Here is an 18,284-nt window from a genome sequence, read left to right as displayed (position 1 = left end):
GTCACTCCTTGCCCAGCAGCGCGGCCGGGATTGTTTGCGAGTTCAGGCTACCGGGGTAGAGCAGTGTCCAGCCCTCGTTGCGCAGTTTGGTTTCGGTGTCGGCGTCGGCGCCTTCTTCGTCCAGCATGAGCGCGATCTGGTGTTCGACCCAGGTCACCGCGGTAGGCAGGCCGTGGAGTTCCTCGCCGATTTCCTCGGTCTCGGCTGCACCGGCATCCGCAAGCACCTGCAGCGCGGCGACCACGTCGGATTCGTCCTCGAACTCCTCGATCGCTTCGGCCCACATGCCGGACGCTTCCTGGGCGGCAGGTTGGGGCGTTTGCTTTTCGACGACCCCATCTCCCGCACCTGTCGCCACCTCCACATGGTTGTTTGCCAACCACATGATGTTGGCAAACCGCAGGAACGTCACCCACGTGTCTTCGGTGATTGAGCCGGGTTGTTCGGCGTCGACCATGAGGCGTGCAGGAACGACGGTCCCGCTTGTGCGGTGTACGTCGAAGAACAGCTCGTTGCGGTACGTGAACCGGATGCCACGATCGGTGCGAGCACCAGGCGACACTTGGGACAAGTACCACATCATTGCCGTATCCATGGCGGCGTAGCACTTGCGGAAGGGGTCCGTCAGGTAGCCGAGCAGTTGCGTGACCGGCGAGGACTGCAGGAAGGTAAAGGCCGGGTCATCCAGAGCTTTGCAGTGCGTACTGACTGCCGCGCGCCCCTTCTCAGTCACCCACGACGGGCGCGTGGCGGTTTGGTTCACTTCTGCCTCGCGCCAGTCGAGGTCGGGGTTGGTGATGGACCAGGGGAGGTAGTCGTCGATAAGCAATGCGTTGCGCAGGGCGATGTCGCCGGGGAAGCGGTAGTGCTGCTCGCTGAAGTGGAACGCCTTGCCGTCGGTGTACACCGCGACGGGGCGCACGCTGGCGTTGGTGCGGTGGCGGAAGACGAAGTCGGGGCGGGTGTGGCCGAGGTCTACCTGCTCGTGCATCGTCCAATCTTGGCCGCCAAGTTTGATGTTCCACTTCACCCCGCCGGCGCTGGGCAGATCCTCGACGGTGCCCTGGGCAGCGACGATGGCCTCGCGGATGACTTCGCGGAAGCGCACCTCCAGGTTGGAGGCCGGATCCAGCACCGGTGCCTCGGTTTGGGGTTCCCACTGCACCGCGAGGGGATCCTCGTCGGAGGAGGGGTGGTCCTGGTTGGTCAGGATGGAGCGCAGCGCACGCTCGGCGGCGGCGCGCGAGGTCACGTCCAGCTGCTGTGAGTTGGCGTAGGGGAGGAGGCAGTCGGGGCAGGCGAGGCGGTCGTCGTCAAGGCAAGAGCATGCTTTGACCTGCTTGAAGGCTTGCTCGAGGAGTTGGCGCACTGCCTCGGGGGAGGCGAACTGCGACAGGTACCCGGTGCCACCTGGGACGTTGTCGTGCATGAGCAACGCCTCGACGGTGTTGCCGCGCGCGTCCGGCACGCGCACCGTGGCCACGCTGAGGTGCTGCGGATCGCCGCCGAGGACCTCCTTGAAGCCGAGTTTGATCGCGGCGGTCAGGCTCGGAATGGTGGCGTTATCCCCGGCAGTCAGCGCGACCGGCACGTGCAGCAGCACGCCCTGGGTCTGCAGGGTGCGGGACAGGGCGACGGTGACCACGTCCTCTTCACGCTTGTTGCGTTGCGGGCACCACGGGCGGTGATCCCACTTGGAGTTCGCGCCCTTTTCGGAATCCAGGTGGCCGCAGTAGTTACACACGGTGAACAAGGACGAGTCGTATTCCTTCGCCGCAATCATGCGCTTTGCCGCCGGTCCCCGGCCGAGGTTGAACCACCGCAGGTCCACGTACCGCAGGTACTGGGCGCCGAAGCCTTGGGAGAGGAACCACGCCGGACCCTCGCCGCCTTCGGGCACGGCGAAGCTCAGGGTGGTTTGGAAACGTAGGTTGATGCGTTCCTCGCGGGAGGCGTCGATAACCGCACGCGCCCGATCCACCTCAGCGCTCACGCGGCGCATGCGGACGGTGTCCAGCACCTGGCCCTTGTCCGCAAACGTCGGCTCCGCACACACCGGACACGCGCCGGGCGTGTGGCCGGCCTGGACGAGTTCGCCGTAGGAGCACTGCGGGCACAGGCGCCACTGTTCGATGTCGGCGCCGTTGTGCCCCAACTCCACCGCGTCCACGCGTGCGGCGATGCCTCTGGCGTAGAAGGTGTTGCCCGGCGCGAGTTCTGTCAGTGCGGAGGAGACGCCGCGGGACAGTTCGAACGTTTCCGGGTCGATCTGCATGGTGGTGGGGTTGAGTTGGCTGACCACGACGGAGAGTTCCACCGTGTCGTCGAGCAGGGTGAAGTTGGGTAGTAGGCCGTAGCGCTCCATGGCGCCGATCCAGTGGTCGCCGTCCACGATGTAGCGCAGGTCCTGCTTCACGCGATTCAGCGCGGCGTTGGTGCTGCGCTTCTCGCGCTCCAGGTCCGGGTCGGCGTTTTCGGTACCGGCGTTCGGGTCCACCTTGGCAGCGAGTTCTTTACGATGATCCTCCAACCGCTGCCGGCGCTGCTCCAGCGTATGGCGTTCTTGCTGCCACAGGTTCTGGGTGCGTTGCAGTTCGCCCGCCAGCGAGTCGTGGCCTTGGCCGACGGCCCAGGTGCGCACGCCGTCGAGGGTGAGCTCGTCCACGTGGGAGGCGGACACGGTGGCCAGGAAGGCGTTGACGCGGTCGGCCACGCCGTCGACGATGTCGTCGGTGAGCGCCTCCACCAGGGAGATCTTCCGGTTGGAGAACACGTCGATGGCTTTGCTGATCTGCAGCCCGTGGGCGGAAAAGTTCAGCGTGTCCACCAGGTACGCGGTGGTTTGGCGGCGCAGGATCTCCGTTGCGGATAGGAACGCCGCAGGTGGTGCGACAGTACCGGCGATGACGGACAGCGGCTGGTTCAACTTCGGCAGAATCGCACCGCGCCCCTGCACGAATGCCAGCACGAGCGAGTTGCCGGTCAGACGTCCGGCACGGCCCACGCGCTGCACGTAGGAGGCGACGGTGGTGGGCAGGGAGGCGAGCATAACGGTGGAGAGATCACCGATATCGATACCCATCTCCAGCGTTGGCGTAGCGACGAGCACGTTCGGAGCATTCGGCGCATCCGATGCACCATCGCCACCACGGAAGGCGCGCTCCAGGGCCAGACGTTCATCCTTGGGCACCAGGCCAGTGTGTTCACGTGCGACGATGGTGCGCGGGTTGGTGGAGGTGTAGAGCTCCGAGTAGTAGTCGCCCTCCACCTTGTCGGTGCGCAGCTCGCCGGGGCAGCCTGGGGTGGGACAGGGCAGGCCGGCAAGCAGTTCGCGGTTGCGCTCGTCCACGCCGAGTTGTGCGTGGCAGGTGCCGCACAACAGCATGCGGGGGTTGTCCTCGCGGCGCAGGATGACGCGCTCGGGCGGGATGGCGTAGATGGTGCCGCCGGTCTCGGTGCTCACGGCGGTAAGGACCTCCGCGTTGGCCAGGGCGCGGAACGCCCCGGTGAGCGCGGTAGCGGCGTCGTGGGTGGAGATGCCCAGCACCTTCCCTGTCCAGCGCGCGTAACGGCCACGGGCACTGCCGAGCGGGGTCAGGCCGCGGTCGACGTCGTTAAGCGTCGGCCCGGAACGCGGGAACTCGGGCGCACCACCCTTGGGGAAGCTGGGCACGCCGTCGGCCTTGGCGTAGCGGTTGTGCAGACGCCAGGAGTTTGCGTCGTCCGCCAGGTAACTCTTCAGCAGCGGCGAGTTGATGCCGCCGCGCTCACGGACCTGCTCGAGCAGGCCGCGCATCCAACGAAGGCGCAGGTCCTCGGTGAGTTCGACGGTATCGAAGAGGGTGTCGTCGAGAGCTTTGAGCGCCTCGTCGGCGGCCTCAAGCAGCACAGCATCGTCGGCCTCCACCGCGGGTGCGAGCGTGCCCGTGGACACCAGGGAGCGCGGCAGGTGGGCGCGCTGACCGAACTCGAGGGCGACATCCAGGTGCAGGCGGTTGAGCACCGCCGTGGTGGCCGCCCGGCGCGCACTGCCGTCGGCGTCTTTGGACCAGAACGGGGTGAACCTCGGGGTCTCCGCGATCTCGGGCGGCAGAAGTTCGAAGCGGGCGCGGTAGGGGTCCTCCATCGCGTCTGCCTTGTTCACGATCAACTGTGGCAGGCCGGCGACCGAAACTGCATCGTCGCCAACCACCCGGCGCATAAGCGTACGGATGCCAAAGGCACGCGCACGCGACTGCACAAAACCAGCGCGGTGCGCGGCGTCCTGCACCGAGTCCGCGAACACCAGCGTCTTCTTCTCGTGCTGATCTAGCGACGGCATGCCGAACAGGTTGGACAACCCCACCGACAACAGCGTGGCCACGCGCGAGCCGATGTAGCGGATCGCATCCGCCTCACCGCAGGAGGGGCAGACCTGGTTGATCGCGTGTTCCTCGGCGTTGAGCCCCGTGTAGGTGAGCACCGGCACGGACAGGCCTTCTTCGCGCTCCTTCTCGTCCGGCTCGCGGCTGGTCAGTTCTTGAGTCCAGGAGTGGAACCAGGTCAGGTGGCGTTTGCCGTCCTCGTCGTCAAACTCGGAGGCGTCAGTGCCGTCGGAGAGGGATTGGCGGTGTTCGTTGGTGGCGTCGATAAGCGGGCGCACGCGCTCCGGCGATTCGATGGATGCCTTGCGGATCTCGCTACCGCCAAACATCACCGCTTCCGTACCCGGTTCCAACGCGGTCATCCACCCGGCGCGACCGCACGCGCGGCAGTAGATGGCAGGCAGCCAGACCGAGGAGTCGTCAAGCCCCACGTGGCCGTCATCGGCGAAGCGAAAGATGTGGCCGTCTTCGATGGGGGTCACGGCGCGCTCGATGCGGGAGACCTCCCGGACCCACAGGTGTGTTTCCACGCCAGGGAGGCGCTTGCCCTCGAACCCGTAGGCCTCGCCAGCCATGGCGCGCACGTGCGCGACGGCGGTAAGCAGGTGCGTGACAAACTCGCGCGCGGTGTTCTGGCCGAGGCTGCGCACCACAATATCGCCAAGCACCCGCGCCGGGAGGGTGTCTTTCTCCCCGGCGCGCTCGATCAGCGGGCGAGCGGTGGCAGCACCTTCCAGCAGGTCGCGTGTGAGCGGGTGCACGGCGTATGCGGCGATGGTCTCCTCGAGGTCCTCACCAGCACCCCACAGTTGCGTGCGGAAGACGTCCAGCACAACATCCGCGTGGTCGCGCCCAGACGTATCCGCAGCGATGGTGTCCACCACCTCGCGCAACTGGTCGATACTCGGGGGCTCCTGTGCTTGTCGACGACCAAAGCGCCCACCGATCTCATCCCCCCACTGCCCGTAGGTCAGCGTCTTTTCCCCAACCAACGCGTCGGCAGCGAAGCGCTCCCCGAAGATGGTTTCTGCGAAATCGAGCACCTTCTGGGTGTCCTCTTTGCCACCCAGCGTTGCCGAGGTAGCCACCGGTGTGACCCGCCCCAACGGGTTGTCCGCATATTCGCCGATGAACCCCTCCGGCTGGTGTTGCTTGAGCATCAACCCCAACCGGCGCAGCAGTAGCGCCACGTCGGTGCCCTGGGCGCCGTCGTACGTGTGGAACTCATCCAACACCAGGTACTGCAACGACGTTGCGGAGCGCTCCCAAATCTGACGATCAGCCGGGCGCAGCAGCAACTGGTCCAGCATCTTGTAGTTGGTCAGCAGAATGTCCGGCGGGTCCTGGCGGATCCGGTCACGGTCCGTGATCAGTGAGTCCGCCGTAACCTTCTTCACGTTCCCGGTCGCCTCACCGGTGTAAATCCCGGCGGTGACGTTGCCCAGCACCGGCTCGCTGGTGATCAACTTGGCCAGGCGGTCCGCCTGGTCATTGGCCAGCGCATTCATGGGGTAGAGCAGCAGCGCCTTCACACCACGGTGCCCTTGCGCGCGGGCGCGTGCCGCATGGTCCAGCACCGGGTACAGGAAGGATTCCGTCTTACCGGAGCCAGTACCCGTGATCACCAACGTAGGATCCGGACGGCGCGGCCCGTGCTCGTCCCGGCTGCGCAGCCTGCGGAACGATTCCGCCTGGTGGTGGTACGGAGTGAACCACCCCGGCATCCAATCCAGGATCCCTTCCCAGTCGTTCGCGCGTGCGTACGGCAACCGGGAGCGCACGTACGGCCCGTGGAACATGCCGTACTCGGTGTCCTCGAAAAACGCCTTCAGCGCATTGGACGTTTCCGGGTTAGCAAGCGAAAACGCGGTAGCCAAGTACTCAGTTACGCCACCGAGGACGCGCTCTGATGCGTGGACGGGGATCAGGGAAGACACAGTGTCACTCTATCGGGCAGGTCCTGTCGTTTCAGGCACCACCGGAGATAGATATAGAGGTGCCCCGACCAGAGATTTCCTGGTATTTAAGAAAACGGCTTGTTCGCCCCTGCGCACACCTCTATGGTGGAGATCAATACGGCAGGCTCGCTTCCCGGAATGGGAACGCGAGCATTGTCCTTTCTAGGCCCGGCTACTCCTCCCCGCACCGCCCCGCCAACGCCCGTGCAACGGCGAGGTCCTGCCACGGCATACCAACCGTCTTAAACACGATGCGCCGATTCGGATCAAGCGCAACATCACCGCGCACCACATCCACCATAGGAATCACATCATCCCAGGACAGTGCGCCCTTCTCAACAGCAATCGCGACATCGCCAGCCTCGCGCTGCGCGGCACCAGGATCCTCCACGACTACCTGCGCACCTGCCAGCACGTCCTCGTGCAATTCGCGCGTATCTGTGGTGTGCGCACCAACGGCCAGCACGATCACGTCCTCGCGCAACGCCTCAACCGACAGGATCGGCTCTGGTGACGACGTTGCCGTCACCACCAACCCAGCCCTCCCCACAGCCTCATCCGCCTCCGGGGTGCCGGCCTGCACCCACTCGTACGGGAAATCATCTGGCTCGTTCCGCGAGACAAACGTGAACGACACCTCACGCACACCATCAAGCACGTCCGTGATGGTCTCCGCGTGCCCGACCCCTTGCGCGCCGGTGCCGAAGATAACGACGTCCAGCGGTTCCGACGACCCCCGCAACAGATCAACCACACCAGCTACCGACACCGCCGGCGTGCGCAACGTAGTCAACGCCGCCGCATCAATCACCCACTCCGGCGTCAACGTCTTACCACCCATGAGCAGGTACGAGCCCTGAATGAACGGCACATCCACGTCCGAATCCGTGGGCTGAATTCCGAGCACCTTCACCCCAACAGCACCATCAAGTGCCGACGGCAGCAGGTGCATCTCACCGTGAGGGAGCGCCACCTTCTGCCGCTCTTGGTCGCTCGCAGGGTCGAACCCACCCGTGAGCTCCTCGCGCAGAGCGTCTACCGCTGCCGCTGGCGAAAGCGTTGCCATCGCCTCGTCATAGTCCACGTAACGCATGCGCCACAGTGTATGGATTTTTCTGACAGGGGAGCAGCATACTTCTCGGCGTATATGTTTCCGGTCAAGTGCCCTCACAAACTCGATTCAGGATTGAATCGAAACTATCTCCAAAATACGAGACCCGACACCTTCCCATTTCGTCACATAGCTGGATCACGGAAGTAACCACAAGTAGACCACGTTCAGACCGTCAACAAGTGCGTTTACAACAATCGAAACTACCTTCGATTCGCCCTATAATGAAAAGATGTCTACTCTCCGACAGCGAATCGAGCGCGCTCTCGATGACGAGACTGTCAAGATCCAGCATGAGATGTTTGAAAAGTGCGCCGTATCTCTACTCCGCAACATTTATCCAAGCCTTGAGTCTGTAGCGGGCGGCACTGACGGAGGTTTAGACGGCAGGTTCATCCAGGACGGGAAAACGATTGGCCTCCTTATAACTTCCTCCCGCCGATGGGCCGGCTCAACGGCAAATCTCAGAAAAAACCTAAAATCAGTCTCCGCCAATTACCCAGACATCGATACAATTATCTTTTCCTCTCTTGCGGATATCTCTATGAAACGCAGACAATCCCTCGAGAAAATCGCAAAAAATCTTGGGTTCACTCTTTCTGAGGTTTTCGGGAAAGATTGGTTCGTCGATCAGTTCTATGACCACCCAGACTGGCGCAAAATAATATTGGACCTTCCAGATGGTCCATCCTCGTTCTCCTTACAGCCCACTGGTTGGAAATCTAGAATGTCCACGCATCACACAATCGGACGCCAACAGACATTCGACAAAATCAACCGTTGCGATTCCGATGTGCTTTTGTTCGGTTTACCTGGGATTGGAAAAACCCATGTCGCTGCGAACTTACCCAACGTCGTTTTTTTGAATTCAACTGTTGTCGGCCCAGGGCTCGTTGACGATTTACTTAGTTTCCGTCCCTCGCATGTTGTAGTCGACGATTCCGGCCGTAAAACAAGCCAAATCCAATTGCTCAGAGAGGTTCGTGAGGCGGAAAACTTCGATTTCAAGATTGTGGCAACATGCTGGCCCCACCAAAGAAGTGATGTAGCAAGGAATCTCAACCAGCCAACAGAAATTCATATCGATCGGTTATCTCGCGCCGAGATCGGTGAAATCCTTCGGGCGAGAGGCATCGCACGAACAGCATTGATTGCCCGAATTTTGGAACAATCAGACGGTCGCCCAGGGTGGGCGATCAACCTCGCGAACTTAATCATCGAGCACAAGGACATTCATACCGCTTGGTCAGGCATTGGACTTCAGGCCGCCGTCGTGACATCCATTGAAAACCTGGGATTAGACCGCCGAGCACTAACAGTGTTGGGCACCCTGGCTTTGATTGGCGAACTGGACGAAAGGGAAACCCCGCGCTTCGCGGACCTGCTCGGAATTCCTCGTATCGAAATGATCGAGCTATTGGAGAGTATCGCGACAGCAGGCTTAATAGATGTTTCGCTACAGCGGACCTACGAAGTGCTACGAGCCGTCGGACAGCCCATGAATCTGTATGGCACCCAACCAGGATTAATGAGTGCTTCCCTCGCTTGTGCCGTCTTCTTCTCCGAAGTTAGCCAGCCAGTCAGTATTGCAGAAGTCAAAACAGCCTTTCCCGAAAAAGTGGGATCGGTCTTGCAGCGTCAGTGCGATTCCTACCACCTGAACTCTCAGAGAAACTACTTACCCGACAACGAGGAGATTGAGCACTGGGGAGTTCTAAAGCAGGACACAACTTTGCTTCAGAGTTTCGCTGCGATTGGGCCTAGGCAATCGTGTTTCTGCGCAGAGGCCACCCTTCGCGGTGTACATGATTTGCTGCAGAAAGGTAATAGCGGAAAGGCGCTCCTGCTGGCAGAAGGCTTCGCGGCATCTATTGGTGTAATGCACTGGTCAGATGATTCTTCCGTCATTCAATCCTTCTTAGGAATTCTGAATCTCCTCAGCACCGCAAACGTTGACTACCAAAATGCAATAGGCAAACTAATAACGAGTCTTCAATACACAATGCCCGGCGAAGTACCTTCCCCCAAGCGGAAGATTGAATTTCTTCGATCCCTCCGAGAAGCAGCGATTCCACCTGAGCAGGAAACGGTTTTCATAAGAACGCTAAGCCGACTTGCGACACCAGTTTTCGAGGTCAGTTATCTAGATCCGGAGCAACCAGCGACGTTTGTCATGACAAGCGGAGCCTGGGGCATTGAGGAATTGGAGCGAATTGGCGAGTTATCCACTCAGATTGTGCGAGACATGTGGGGGGACCTTGCCCCTTTATCTCAAAGCTATCTGCTGGACCTACTGGACGGGTGGGTGCGTATTGCCTACCTCGGTGTGACATTTCGGATATCGGATAAGCAACGAGAGGCTGCAAAAACCGTGTCGCTCTCGTTAGCATCATTCATGGCGAAATCGATTTCGGATCCAGGCGTGCGAAGCAGATTTAACGACGTAGCCCGCCCGCTCGGGTTGGGACTGGAAGAACCTGATCGTCTATTTTTCGCTTTATCCGAAGATCTCGATTTTAGGCTCGGTACAGAGGCCGCCATAGTACACCGAGACGCTTCAATCACAACAGCGTTAAAGCCCTACTTGTCCTGCGACCCTGGTGTCCTCATGGAGTGGTTGAATTGCCATTCGGATTCTCTGCAGTTAGCGAACTCCAAGGACAGTATCCCCAATCTTTTTGGGGTTCTTGCCAATCAACAAATAGACCACCTCATCTGGGCACGGTCTGCCGACACTGCAGGATACACAAGAGAGTCGAAGCCACTCATAGCCGAGTCAGTTAAGCGTGGCACTCTTTCAATAAGTGACGTAGAAGATCTTGCAAGTTCGAAAGCCCGATTTCAAACCTTGCTAGAAGCAGTAATTGAGCACAGCGACGACTCTCTTGTCATTCGAGAATGCCTAACTCGCACCTCGACCAAAGACTTCTCCGGAGTACACCCGTATTCGATCCTGCGATCCAATGCTCTTGCCCGGGAAGCGCTCTTCACCCACGAAAACGTTGAAATTCGCAGCTTGTGTGCAGCTATATGGGCTGCTTCTCCTGCATTAGACGTACAGGATGATGCATGGCGGAGGGCCATACTTCAACATGATTTTTGTGAACAGGGGTGTGCTGCGTCGCTTTACGACGAGGCGCTACAAAACATTCTGCAACACGATGTAGATCTTTTCGCGCAGTTGTTCCGGTCTCACCTGCTCTCAAGCGCAGAGAAACACAGTATCAATTTCACGCCTTGGGAGTATGCCCTGGATTCTGCCGACCCACGTGCGAAGAACAAAGTCTGGAGCCAAATCAAATGCTCCTCCCAAGCAGCCGATGCCTTCTGGGCGATAGCAAGAAACGACTTTGCCTGGGCGAAATCCCAAACGTCGGACCCAGGTTTCAAGCTAACCGCTAAAGACCTTTTGGAGTCTTACAGTTTTACTGCCAGCACTACCTACGAATTAATGGAATTGGTTGAAGTGTTTCGCCCGCTTCACCCCGATGCTGGTGGGTTGGCGCTTGCCATGGATTCTGGAATGGTCTCTGGTTCTGAGTCTGAGGTGCTTCAACAACGTCTCGATATCCTGCACCAACTGTCCGCGAGTGATGACCCCTACTTAGCTGAAATTGGAAAGAAAGGAGTCTCTCTATACGCTCCACGCCTCGCCAGAGCCTACAGACGAGAACGTATTGCAGAGGTTCGAGGACGTTTGATTTGAAAGAACTCTGGGAAAAGGGTGGCCGACATAATTCCTCTGTGACTCATTTGTTGTTAAGACCAAAAGAACGACAATCGAAATCCAGCGAAATGCATTACCCCCTTCAGTACTGTTGCGAACATGAAACTTGCAACCGTTTATCTGAAGGACCAGGGTCGCACCTCCGCCGCCCTGGTAAATGAAATCAAAGACGATCACGCCGACATCAATCTGCTTCCGTATGATAATGTTCGCCTTCTCCTCGAGGATCCGACCCCATCACTCCAGGCAAAACCGGGATCTCAGCGAAACATTGATCTGACTGCTTTTTGCGCACCGATCCCCGATCCGGCCAAGATTATTTGTGTTGGCTTGAACTACACTCGCCACATTGCTGAAATGGGTTTAAGCGAGCCTGCTGTCCCGACATTTTTCATCAAATTCGCCGATGCACTAGCAGCACCCTTCGCTGACCTCAACATCCCCACCTATGCACAGTCTGAATGCGACTACGAAGGTGAATTAGCAATAATCATCGGGAAAGAGGTGTACCAAGCCAGTGAAGACGAGGCTGCTTCTGCAATTGCGGGCTACGCCATCATGAACGATTTTTCGATGCGGGACTACCAAAACCGCACTCTCCAGTACCACCAAGGGAAATCCTTCTACAAGTGCTCTGGCTTCGGCCCTTGGGTAACAACTAAGGACGAATGGGATCTCGAGCAAGGCTCAATGCTTGCCACCTATGTGAATGACGAGCGACGGCAGTTTGACAAAGTAGACGATGTAATTTTCAAGCCTGCCTATCTCGTCTCCTATGCTTCACAGCTTTACCCCCTTAGGCCAGGCGACGTATTGGTTGCAGGAACCCCCGAAGGGGTCGCTGCTGGAAAGAACGATCACCCATTTTTGGCTGACGGCGACACCATCAGTATCAGCATCGAAGGTCTTGGCGAGATTAAGAATCGTATCATTTTTGACAAATGATACGACCCAAAAATAACTACTGAGCTGCTAAAAGTATCACTTTGAAACGGTGAACAAACTCTGGGAACTTCCTTAAGCTAACTCGCACCCACCGATCATGAGGGAGGTTAGATGGACAACCCAGAGAGTTTCTTGGGCGCTAATTCCCGCAGTAGCCCAAGAAAGCAGCACAATAGTTTCAGCCGGCGAAGTTTTCTGCGAGGTATTGGTGCGGCAGCGTTGGCGGGAACGCTGAGCGCATGTGGCGGAAGCGCGTCGAGCGGTCAACGCGATTCCTACCGCCTAATCGCAGCGCATGCAACTTCCGAAAGCCACTTTATGCATCGCGCCTTCATGCACTTTAAGGAGCAAGCAGAGCTCCTGAGCGAAGGCCGAATTCAAGTCAAGGTTATTTCAAACGGCATCTTCGGTGGAGATCGCGCGCTTACAGAAAGCGTGGCACTGGACAGTATCCAACTAGCTGCCCCAAGTACTGCTCCGCTCTCTTCCTTTTCACCCAACATGGGTGTTTGGGATATCGCCTACCTGTTCAAGGATAAGCCGACTGCATACCGTGTATTCGATGGACCACTAGGTCAAAGGCTACTTGACGAGCTCTCGGTTAAACGAATTAAAGGCTTGGGGTACTGGGAAAGTGGTTTCAGAAACCTAACCAGCAACAAAGCTTCAGTTCAGTCAGTCACCGACCTACGCGGAGTCAAGATTCGTACTCTGGAAACGCCTGCGCAGCTCCGGGCATGGGGAGGAACTGGCGCTGCACCGACCCCCATGGCTTTCCCCGAAGTGTATACAGGTCTTCAGCAAGGAACTATTGACGCTCAGGAGAATCCGATCACCCTGATCTACTCTCAGAGATTCTACGAAGTTCAGAAGACCCTGACTTTGTCTGAGCATATCTACTCCGTCAATCCCTTGATTCTGAGTCAAAAGTTCTACGACTCCCTCCCTTCTGATTTGCAGGAAGTCGTAGAAATCGCAGGCAAGTCTTCCGTTGACTTCAGTCGCAAAGAGTCGGCAAAGGACGAGCTCGAGGCACTCGAGCAAATGAAGACAGAAGGTCTTCACGTTGAAGAGTTGAGCCCCGAGGGTCGAAGCGAACTTCGTGAAGCTATGCAAAAAGCCACAATCCCTTACGTCCGTTCCACCCTTGGCGATGAAATCGTCGATAGCGTGATGAAAGAGGTTCAAGGATGAGTACGGCTTCGAATGCAGTAGCTAAGCCCAGCAAGCCGGTACGCAAGGTCACCATCGAAGAGAAGGTCGGCGGCGCAGTACTTGCAGTCATGACCATTGTTTTGTTCGCCCAAGTTTTCGCTCGATTTATCCTCGGTTCTTCTATTACCTGGAGCGAGGAGCTAGCGAGATACCTCTTTATTTGGCTGATCTTCCTCATGCTGGGTTCAGTTACCCTTCACGGAGAGCAGATCGCCGTTGATGCGTTCGTCAATCGTCTTAGCGGCGGTGCTCGAACGGTTGCGGGTATCTTCATCATTGCAATTTGTACAGTGATCAACGTGGTGCTCTTGGTCAAAGGCATCGAGCTCACTTACGCCCAATACGACCTCCAACAACAATCAGCTGCGATGCGATTACCCATGTGGCTGGTCTATGCCGCACTCCCTGTAGGGATGCTCATCATGGTCCTTCGGTCAATCCAACTTGGGGTACGCATCTTTAAGCACGAAGAAAGCTCCTTCTCTGAACCCTACGGGGCTACTGAGGAGCTTCTCGGTATCGAAAGGGAGGACTAGACAATGGCTCTTGTTCTACTCTTCGGAGTTTTGTTTCTGCTGTTGTTAGCCGGCGTCCCCATCGCATACTGCATTTTGGCAGCCTGCGTCTTGACTGCGTTGATTCTAGATCCAGGCGTATCAGCTCCAATGATCGCTCAAACGATGATCACGGCAAATGATTCATTCCCGATCATGGCCATTCCTTTCTTTATCCTTTCAGGATTGATTATGGGAAAGGGCGGGATTTCTCGTCGTCTCTTTGAAGCGGCTTCAGCATTTGTCGGACACATCCCGGGCGGAGTCGGTATCGCGGCAGTTATCACTGCTATGTTCTTCTCCGCTATTTCAGGATCCGGCCCTGCAACTGTGGCGGCCATCGGCGGAATCATGATCCCAGAAATGATCAAACTCGGCTATTCGAGGCAATTCTCGGCTGCACTAATCGCAGCCGCAGGAACGATCGGAGTTGTCATCCCACCTTCGATCCCACTCGTGGTATTCGGTGTCGTAACCGGTACGAGTATTGGAGATTTGTTCTTCGCAGCCGTGATTCCAGGAATTTTAATGGCCCTAGTCCTCATACTTTGGGTCATCTTTCACGCACGGAAGCACTCCGTGAAGGGTACTGCTCGGAAAGACTGGCCTGATCGAGGGAAAACACTCGTCAGCGCGATCTGGGGCCTACTCCTTCCGGTAATTATTCTGGGCGGTATCTACGGGGGTGCGTTCACTCCTACAGAAGCCGCAGTCATCGCGGTCGTTTACGGTGTTATCGTTGGATGCTTTATCCACCGCGAATTGAAGTTTCGAGATCTTCTCGAAACTTTCGGTAGTGCTGCAATGGTCACTAGTTCGATCATGATCATCGTCGCAGCGGCTGCAGTGTTTAGTCGCTTCTTGGCGATTACCGATACCCCTGCAACCATCGTCGACTCGCTGACTGGGTTCTCTACAAACCCCATTGTCATCATCCTGATGGCGAATCTAATCCTTCTGCTGCTTGGCACATTTATGGAAACTATTGCGGCGGTGACCATCATCAGTCCAATCCTTGTGCCAGTGCTTGCCATCGCAGGAATGGACCCTGTACAAATTGGCGTTCTTGTGGTCGTCATCGTGTCCCTTGGGTTCATCACCCCACCCCTGGGAGTCAATATGTTCATTGCGGCAAACGTCGCAAAAACAAGTTCCGAGAAAGCGTTCGGGGCAGTTCTCCCAGGGCTTGGCCTACTCATCTTGGTTGGCCTACTTGTCAGTTTCATTCCGCCAATCTCTTTGGCTTTCCTCTAGAAAGGTAGTTCCATGCAAAACACGAAGAAAGCACTCCGCGAAGGTGCAACTTTCCACGGGCAGTGGCTGATGTCTGCTAGCACTGAGTTGGCATTCATTGCGTCCAACGCAGGATTTAACTACGTCTGCCTCGACATGCAGCACGGCTTCATTCGAGCGAACGACTTGTGGCCTCTCTCCAACGCGGTCCGTGCGGGTGGGGATTCTATGGTGGTCGCTCGAGTTCCCGATAACCGATTTACCGAGATTGGAATGCTCGCAGACGCTGGCGTCGACGCCGTAATCGTACCGCTGGTTTCGACAAAGGAGGAAGCCGAAGCCGTCGCATCAGCGCTCTCTTACCCAGCCTCTGGCGGTACGCGCTCCTGGGGACCCACGCTGCAGCTAATGGAGGGAACCGCCTTCGCTCCAGAAGAAGAGGCTCGACCGTTGGTTTTCATCATGATCGAAACGGCCGAGGCGATGAACAACCTCGACGAGATCCTTTCTGTTAAGGGAATCGATGGCGTATACATCGGTCCTTCGGACCTTGCGTACGCTCTTGGTTCTGCACCTGGCCCCGAGGAACCTGTTACTACTGAAGCAATTCAGCTTGTCTTGGACAAGACCGTTGCTGCTGGCTTGATTCCGGGAATTCACACGGGCGACGGCCAGACTGCAGCTGAACGCCGGAAGCAGGGTTTCAAGTTCATTACCACGTCAAGTGATATTGGCGCAGCGCGCAAAGCCTTCATCGAAGATCTTCAGACGGGTAAAGGAGAGTAAACGATGAAAGTTGTCATTACCGACCATGAGTTCGGAGATGTAATCGAAGAGCGTCGAATTGCGAACGAATCAAACGCGTCGTTCGAAGTCTACGATGATGTAAAAGATCCAGCGGAAGTTGCCAGAATCACGCAAGGCGCCGACGTAGTGCTTCTCTGCTACGCCCAAATCACCGAAGAAGTGCTTAAGGGGCTTGCACCGAACGCCACAGTGATCCGTTACGGAATGGGTTACGACACTATCGATGCTGATGCCGCCACCCGTCTTGGTGTCCGTGTATGCAACGTCCCAGATTACGGAGCAGATACGGTAGCTGACCACACAGTTATGCTTGCGCTAGCATCTATCAGGCGATTGCAAGCGTACGACTCGGCGCTGAAGGCTTCGGACGACGGATGGATCCCTGCTCCAGAAATTGGGAAGATTCCTGCTATGTCAGATGTGACCTTTGGCCTACTCGGAATCGGTCAAATTGGTCGAAAAGTTGCGAGTCGTGTGCAGGCATTTGGTGCCCGAGTGATTGCTTACGATCCCTACGTCTCGCAGGACGCACTTGAAGGCACGAATATTACTCTTGCCGACCTGGATGAGTTCCTCGCTGAATCGGATGCTATCTCATTGCACGCGCCCCTCTTCCCGTCGACTCACCACATCATCAATGCAGAAGCGATTGCTCGCATGAAGAACTCGGCAGTTCTTATCAACACCGCTCGCGGCCCACTCATTGATACCGAAGCTGCCATCCAAGCAATTGAAGAAAATCGTTTGGGTGGTCTTGCATTGGATGTGTTTGAGACCGAACCACTAGAGGCCGGTAGCAAACTACGACAGCTTGATAGGGTTCTTCTCACACCACATGCTGCCTACTATTCTGAACGCTCCCTTGCGAATCTCCAGCTATTCGCTGCCGAAGAGATGGGGCGAGCGCTGAAGGGCGAAGCATTGCGGTGCCAGGTCAACCGTTAATCCACGGAATAGCACGCTAGTTCGAACCTAAGCCTCGTTACCGATTTAGCAGACGCCAAAGGGTTCGGCCCAGCGCCAAGCTGGGGCCGAACCCTTTGTGTTTGAGACTCACAATCTAGCCTGATAATTGGAGTCAATTTGATTCCGACTTGTTGGACGAGGCCTCACCCCACAACCCCCTCAAACCTTGCGTACGCCTCCCGCATATCCGCCTCGCGGTCCAGTTGTCTGAACGGGTATTCGTACACGTACTCCACACCGGACTGCGGATGCGTCCACGTCCGCTCCGCCTCCGACAACTGCGCACCGTCCTTCAATTTCGCGTCAGCTTTCAGAATCTCCTTCGGCACCTTCCGACCATTCGCATCAAAGCGATCCTCCTGGTCGTATCGACGCATCACCGGGAACTGAGTCCTGTAAATCATGCACAACTCGTCCGCCGTCACACCCAGAGACAGCGCCACAATCGCATCAATCTCAACCTGCGCCACTCGCCGTTCCTCGTCCTTGCGCAAAGGCGTATCGACGCCCCACTTCTCACCCATAATCTCCTCCCACAAAGGCGCGTACGCCTCCGTGAGACAGTTCAACCGAAGGTAGCGTTCGGCGGATAGCTGAAAACGAGAATCGGCGAAAGGCAAACCTCGGATAATTGCTGGATAAATGTGCGCCGAACCTGCAGAGCGAACGAAATAGTCCGCAAGAATCGAGCTCATCAGGGAACCAGCTTCAACAGTTTGTCTAGCTGTTCTAGCAATACACGAATTCACTGCATGCACATGAGCAGCCCCTGGAGGGAGGATCGCCGGATAGAGAGTCCGATATCCCGTTGTAGCAGCCATTTCTCGCCAAGCAATGCGAAAGAACTCTCGAGCAGATGCCGAACGCTTTGCGAATTCCCAGAACGGAAAATCCTGATCATAAGCAGGTTGGGCGTCTCGATCCGGTTGATAGGCAGTTGCAGGTATAAAACCTCCTGGCATCGCTTCGAGGTCAACTTCCGACCAGTCTTGATTATGCTTCAGCGTCGAGTTTGGCTGCTTAATCATTGGTGTCGCTACGCCGAGGTGAGGACCTTGGATAATGACGTCATCCCACGAAGCAGGATGCGCCCAACCGGTATCGAAGTATCCGGACTTTTTATCCGTGGTTTCATTCCAGCCACTTGAAAACTGCAACCCCAGCTCCCGAAAGCGAGGAGCAGCAGCAAGCTTTTCTAATACCCCGGCTGCTTCAGTATTGACGGTATAAACCATTCTGGATTCGAGTACATGCGTCGAATCGTCTTCAAGGATCGAGTGCCAAACCTTCAGTGTTCCGAGATCGACCGTCTGTACGCGATCTCGGTGTGGTCGAAGATCCCATTTACCGTTGTTGTCTTTCAACCCAGGTGTCAGATGCGGGTTTTTGGTACCGGTGTTCCGG

General features: G+C 57.2%; 9 protein-coding genes and 1 pseudogene. 7 read left to right on the top strand and 3 right to left on the bottom strand.

What is annotated here, in order from left to right; all coding sequences use genetic code 11:
• Position 1: 1 nt before the first annotated feature.
• Both HMPREF2736_RS02815 and HMPREF2736_RS02810 read right to left on the bottom strand, forming a co-directional pair.
• On the bottom strand, positions 2 to 6,301 hold the full coding sequence (locus HMPREF2736_RS02815; protein ID WP_070828842.1) for a DEAD/DEAH box helicase: 6,300 nt from the start codon (positions 6,299 to 6,301) through the stop codon (positions 2 to 4).
• Positions 6,302 to 6,494: 193 nt separating this feature from the next.
• Entirely contained in the window at positions 6,495 to 7,415 is a 921-nt protein-coding gene (locus tag HMPREF2736_RS02810) for an ornithine cyclodeaminase family protein (protein ID WP_070828841.1), read from the bottom strand.
• A 250-nt stretch (positions 7,416 to 7,665) separates the two neighbouring features.
• Here HMPREF2736_RS02810 and HMPREF2736_RS02805 point away from each other — a divergent pair, with 250 nt between their 5' ends.
• The 7 genes from HMPREF2736_RS02805 (at position 7,666) to HMPREF2736_RS02775 (ending at position 16,859) form a co-directional block, all read left to right on the top strand.
• The gene (locus tag HMPREF2736_RS02805) at positions 7,666 to 11,139 is read left to right on the top strand and encodes an ATP-binding protein (RefSeq protein ID WP_070828840.1); all 3,474 of its coding nucleotides are present in this window, start codon (positions 7,666 to 7,668) and stop codon (positions 11,137 to 11,139) included.
• A 120-nt stretch (positions 11,140 to 11,259) separates the two neighbouring features.
• Positions 11,260 to 12,105, top strand: coding sequence for a fumarylacetoacetate hydrolase family protein (locus HMPREF2736_RS02800; protein WP_070828839.1), 846 nt, complete (start codon positions 11,260 to 11,262; stop codon positions 12,103 to 12,105).
• Positions 12,106 to 12,216: 111 nt separating this feature from the next.
• On the top strand, positions 12,217 to 13,299 hold the full coding sequence (locus HMPREF2736_RS02795) for a substrate-binding domain-containing protein (RefSeq protein WP_083319525.1): 1,083 nt from the start codon (positions 12,217 to 12,219) through the stop codon (positions 13,297 to 13,299).
• Entirely contained in the window at positions 13,296 to 13,856 is a 561-nt protein-coding gene (locus HMPREF2736_RS02790) for a TRAP transporter small permease (RefSeq protein WP_070816757.1), read from the top strand. The genes HMPREF2736_RS02795 and HMPREF2736_RS02790 overlap by 4 nt, the downstream gene beginning before the upstream one ends.
• A gap of 3 nt (positions 13,857 to 13,859) precedes the next feature.
• Positions 13,860 to 15,128, top strand: coding sequence for a TRAP transporter large permease (locus HMPREF2736_RS02785; protein WP_070816758.1), 1,269 nt, complete (start codon positions 13,860 to 13,862; stop codon positions 15,126 to 15,128).
• Positions 15,129 to 15,140: 12 nt separating this feature from the next.
• Positions 15,141 to 15,893: an HpcH/HpaI aldolase family protein gene (locus HMPREF2736_RS02780; RefSeq protein WP_070816759.1), complete on the top strand. Its 753-nt coding sequence runs from the start codon at positions 15,141 to 15,143 to the stop codon at positions 15,891 to 15,893.
• A gap of 3 nt (positions 15,894 to 15,896) precedes the next feature.
• Positions 15,897 to 16,859, top strand: a complete 963-nt coding sequence (locus tag HMPREF2736_RS02775) for a C-terminal binding protein (RefSeq protein ID WP_070828838.1) — start codon at positions 15,897 to 15,899, stop codon at positions 16,857 to 16,859.
• A gap of 164 nt (positions 16,860 to 17,023) precedes the next feature.
• Here the strand turns inward: HMPREF2736_RS02775 and HMPREF2736_RS02770 are convergent.
• Positions 17,024 to 18,284: pseudogene (locus tag HMPREF2736_RS02770) on the bottom strand (class I SAM-dependent DNA methyltransferase); the annotation flags it as partial.

It is taken from the genome of Corynebacterium sp. HMSC036E10, from assembly GCF_001836265.1.
GTDB classification, from domain to species: domain Bacteria; phylum Actinomycetota; class Actinomycetes; order Mycobacteriales; family Mycobacteriaceae; genus Corynebacterium; species Corynebacterium coyleae.
The sequence above is the reverse complement of the archived record's forward strand: the minus strand, read 5'-3'. Positions and strand labels throughout refer to the sequence as shown.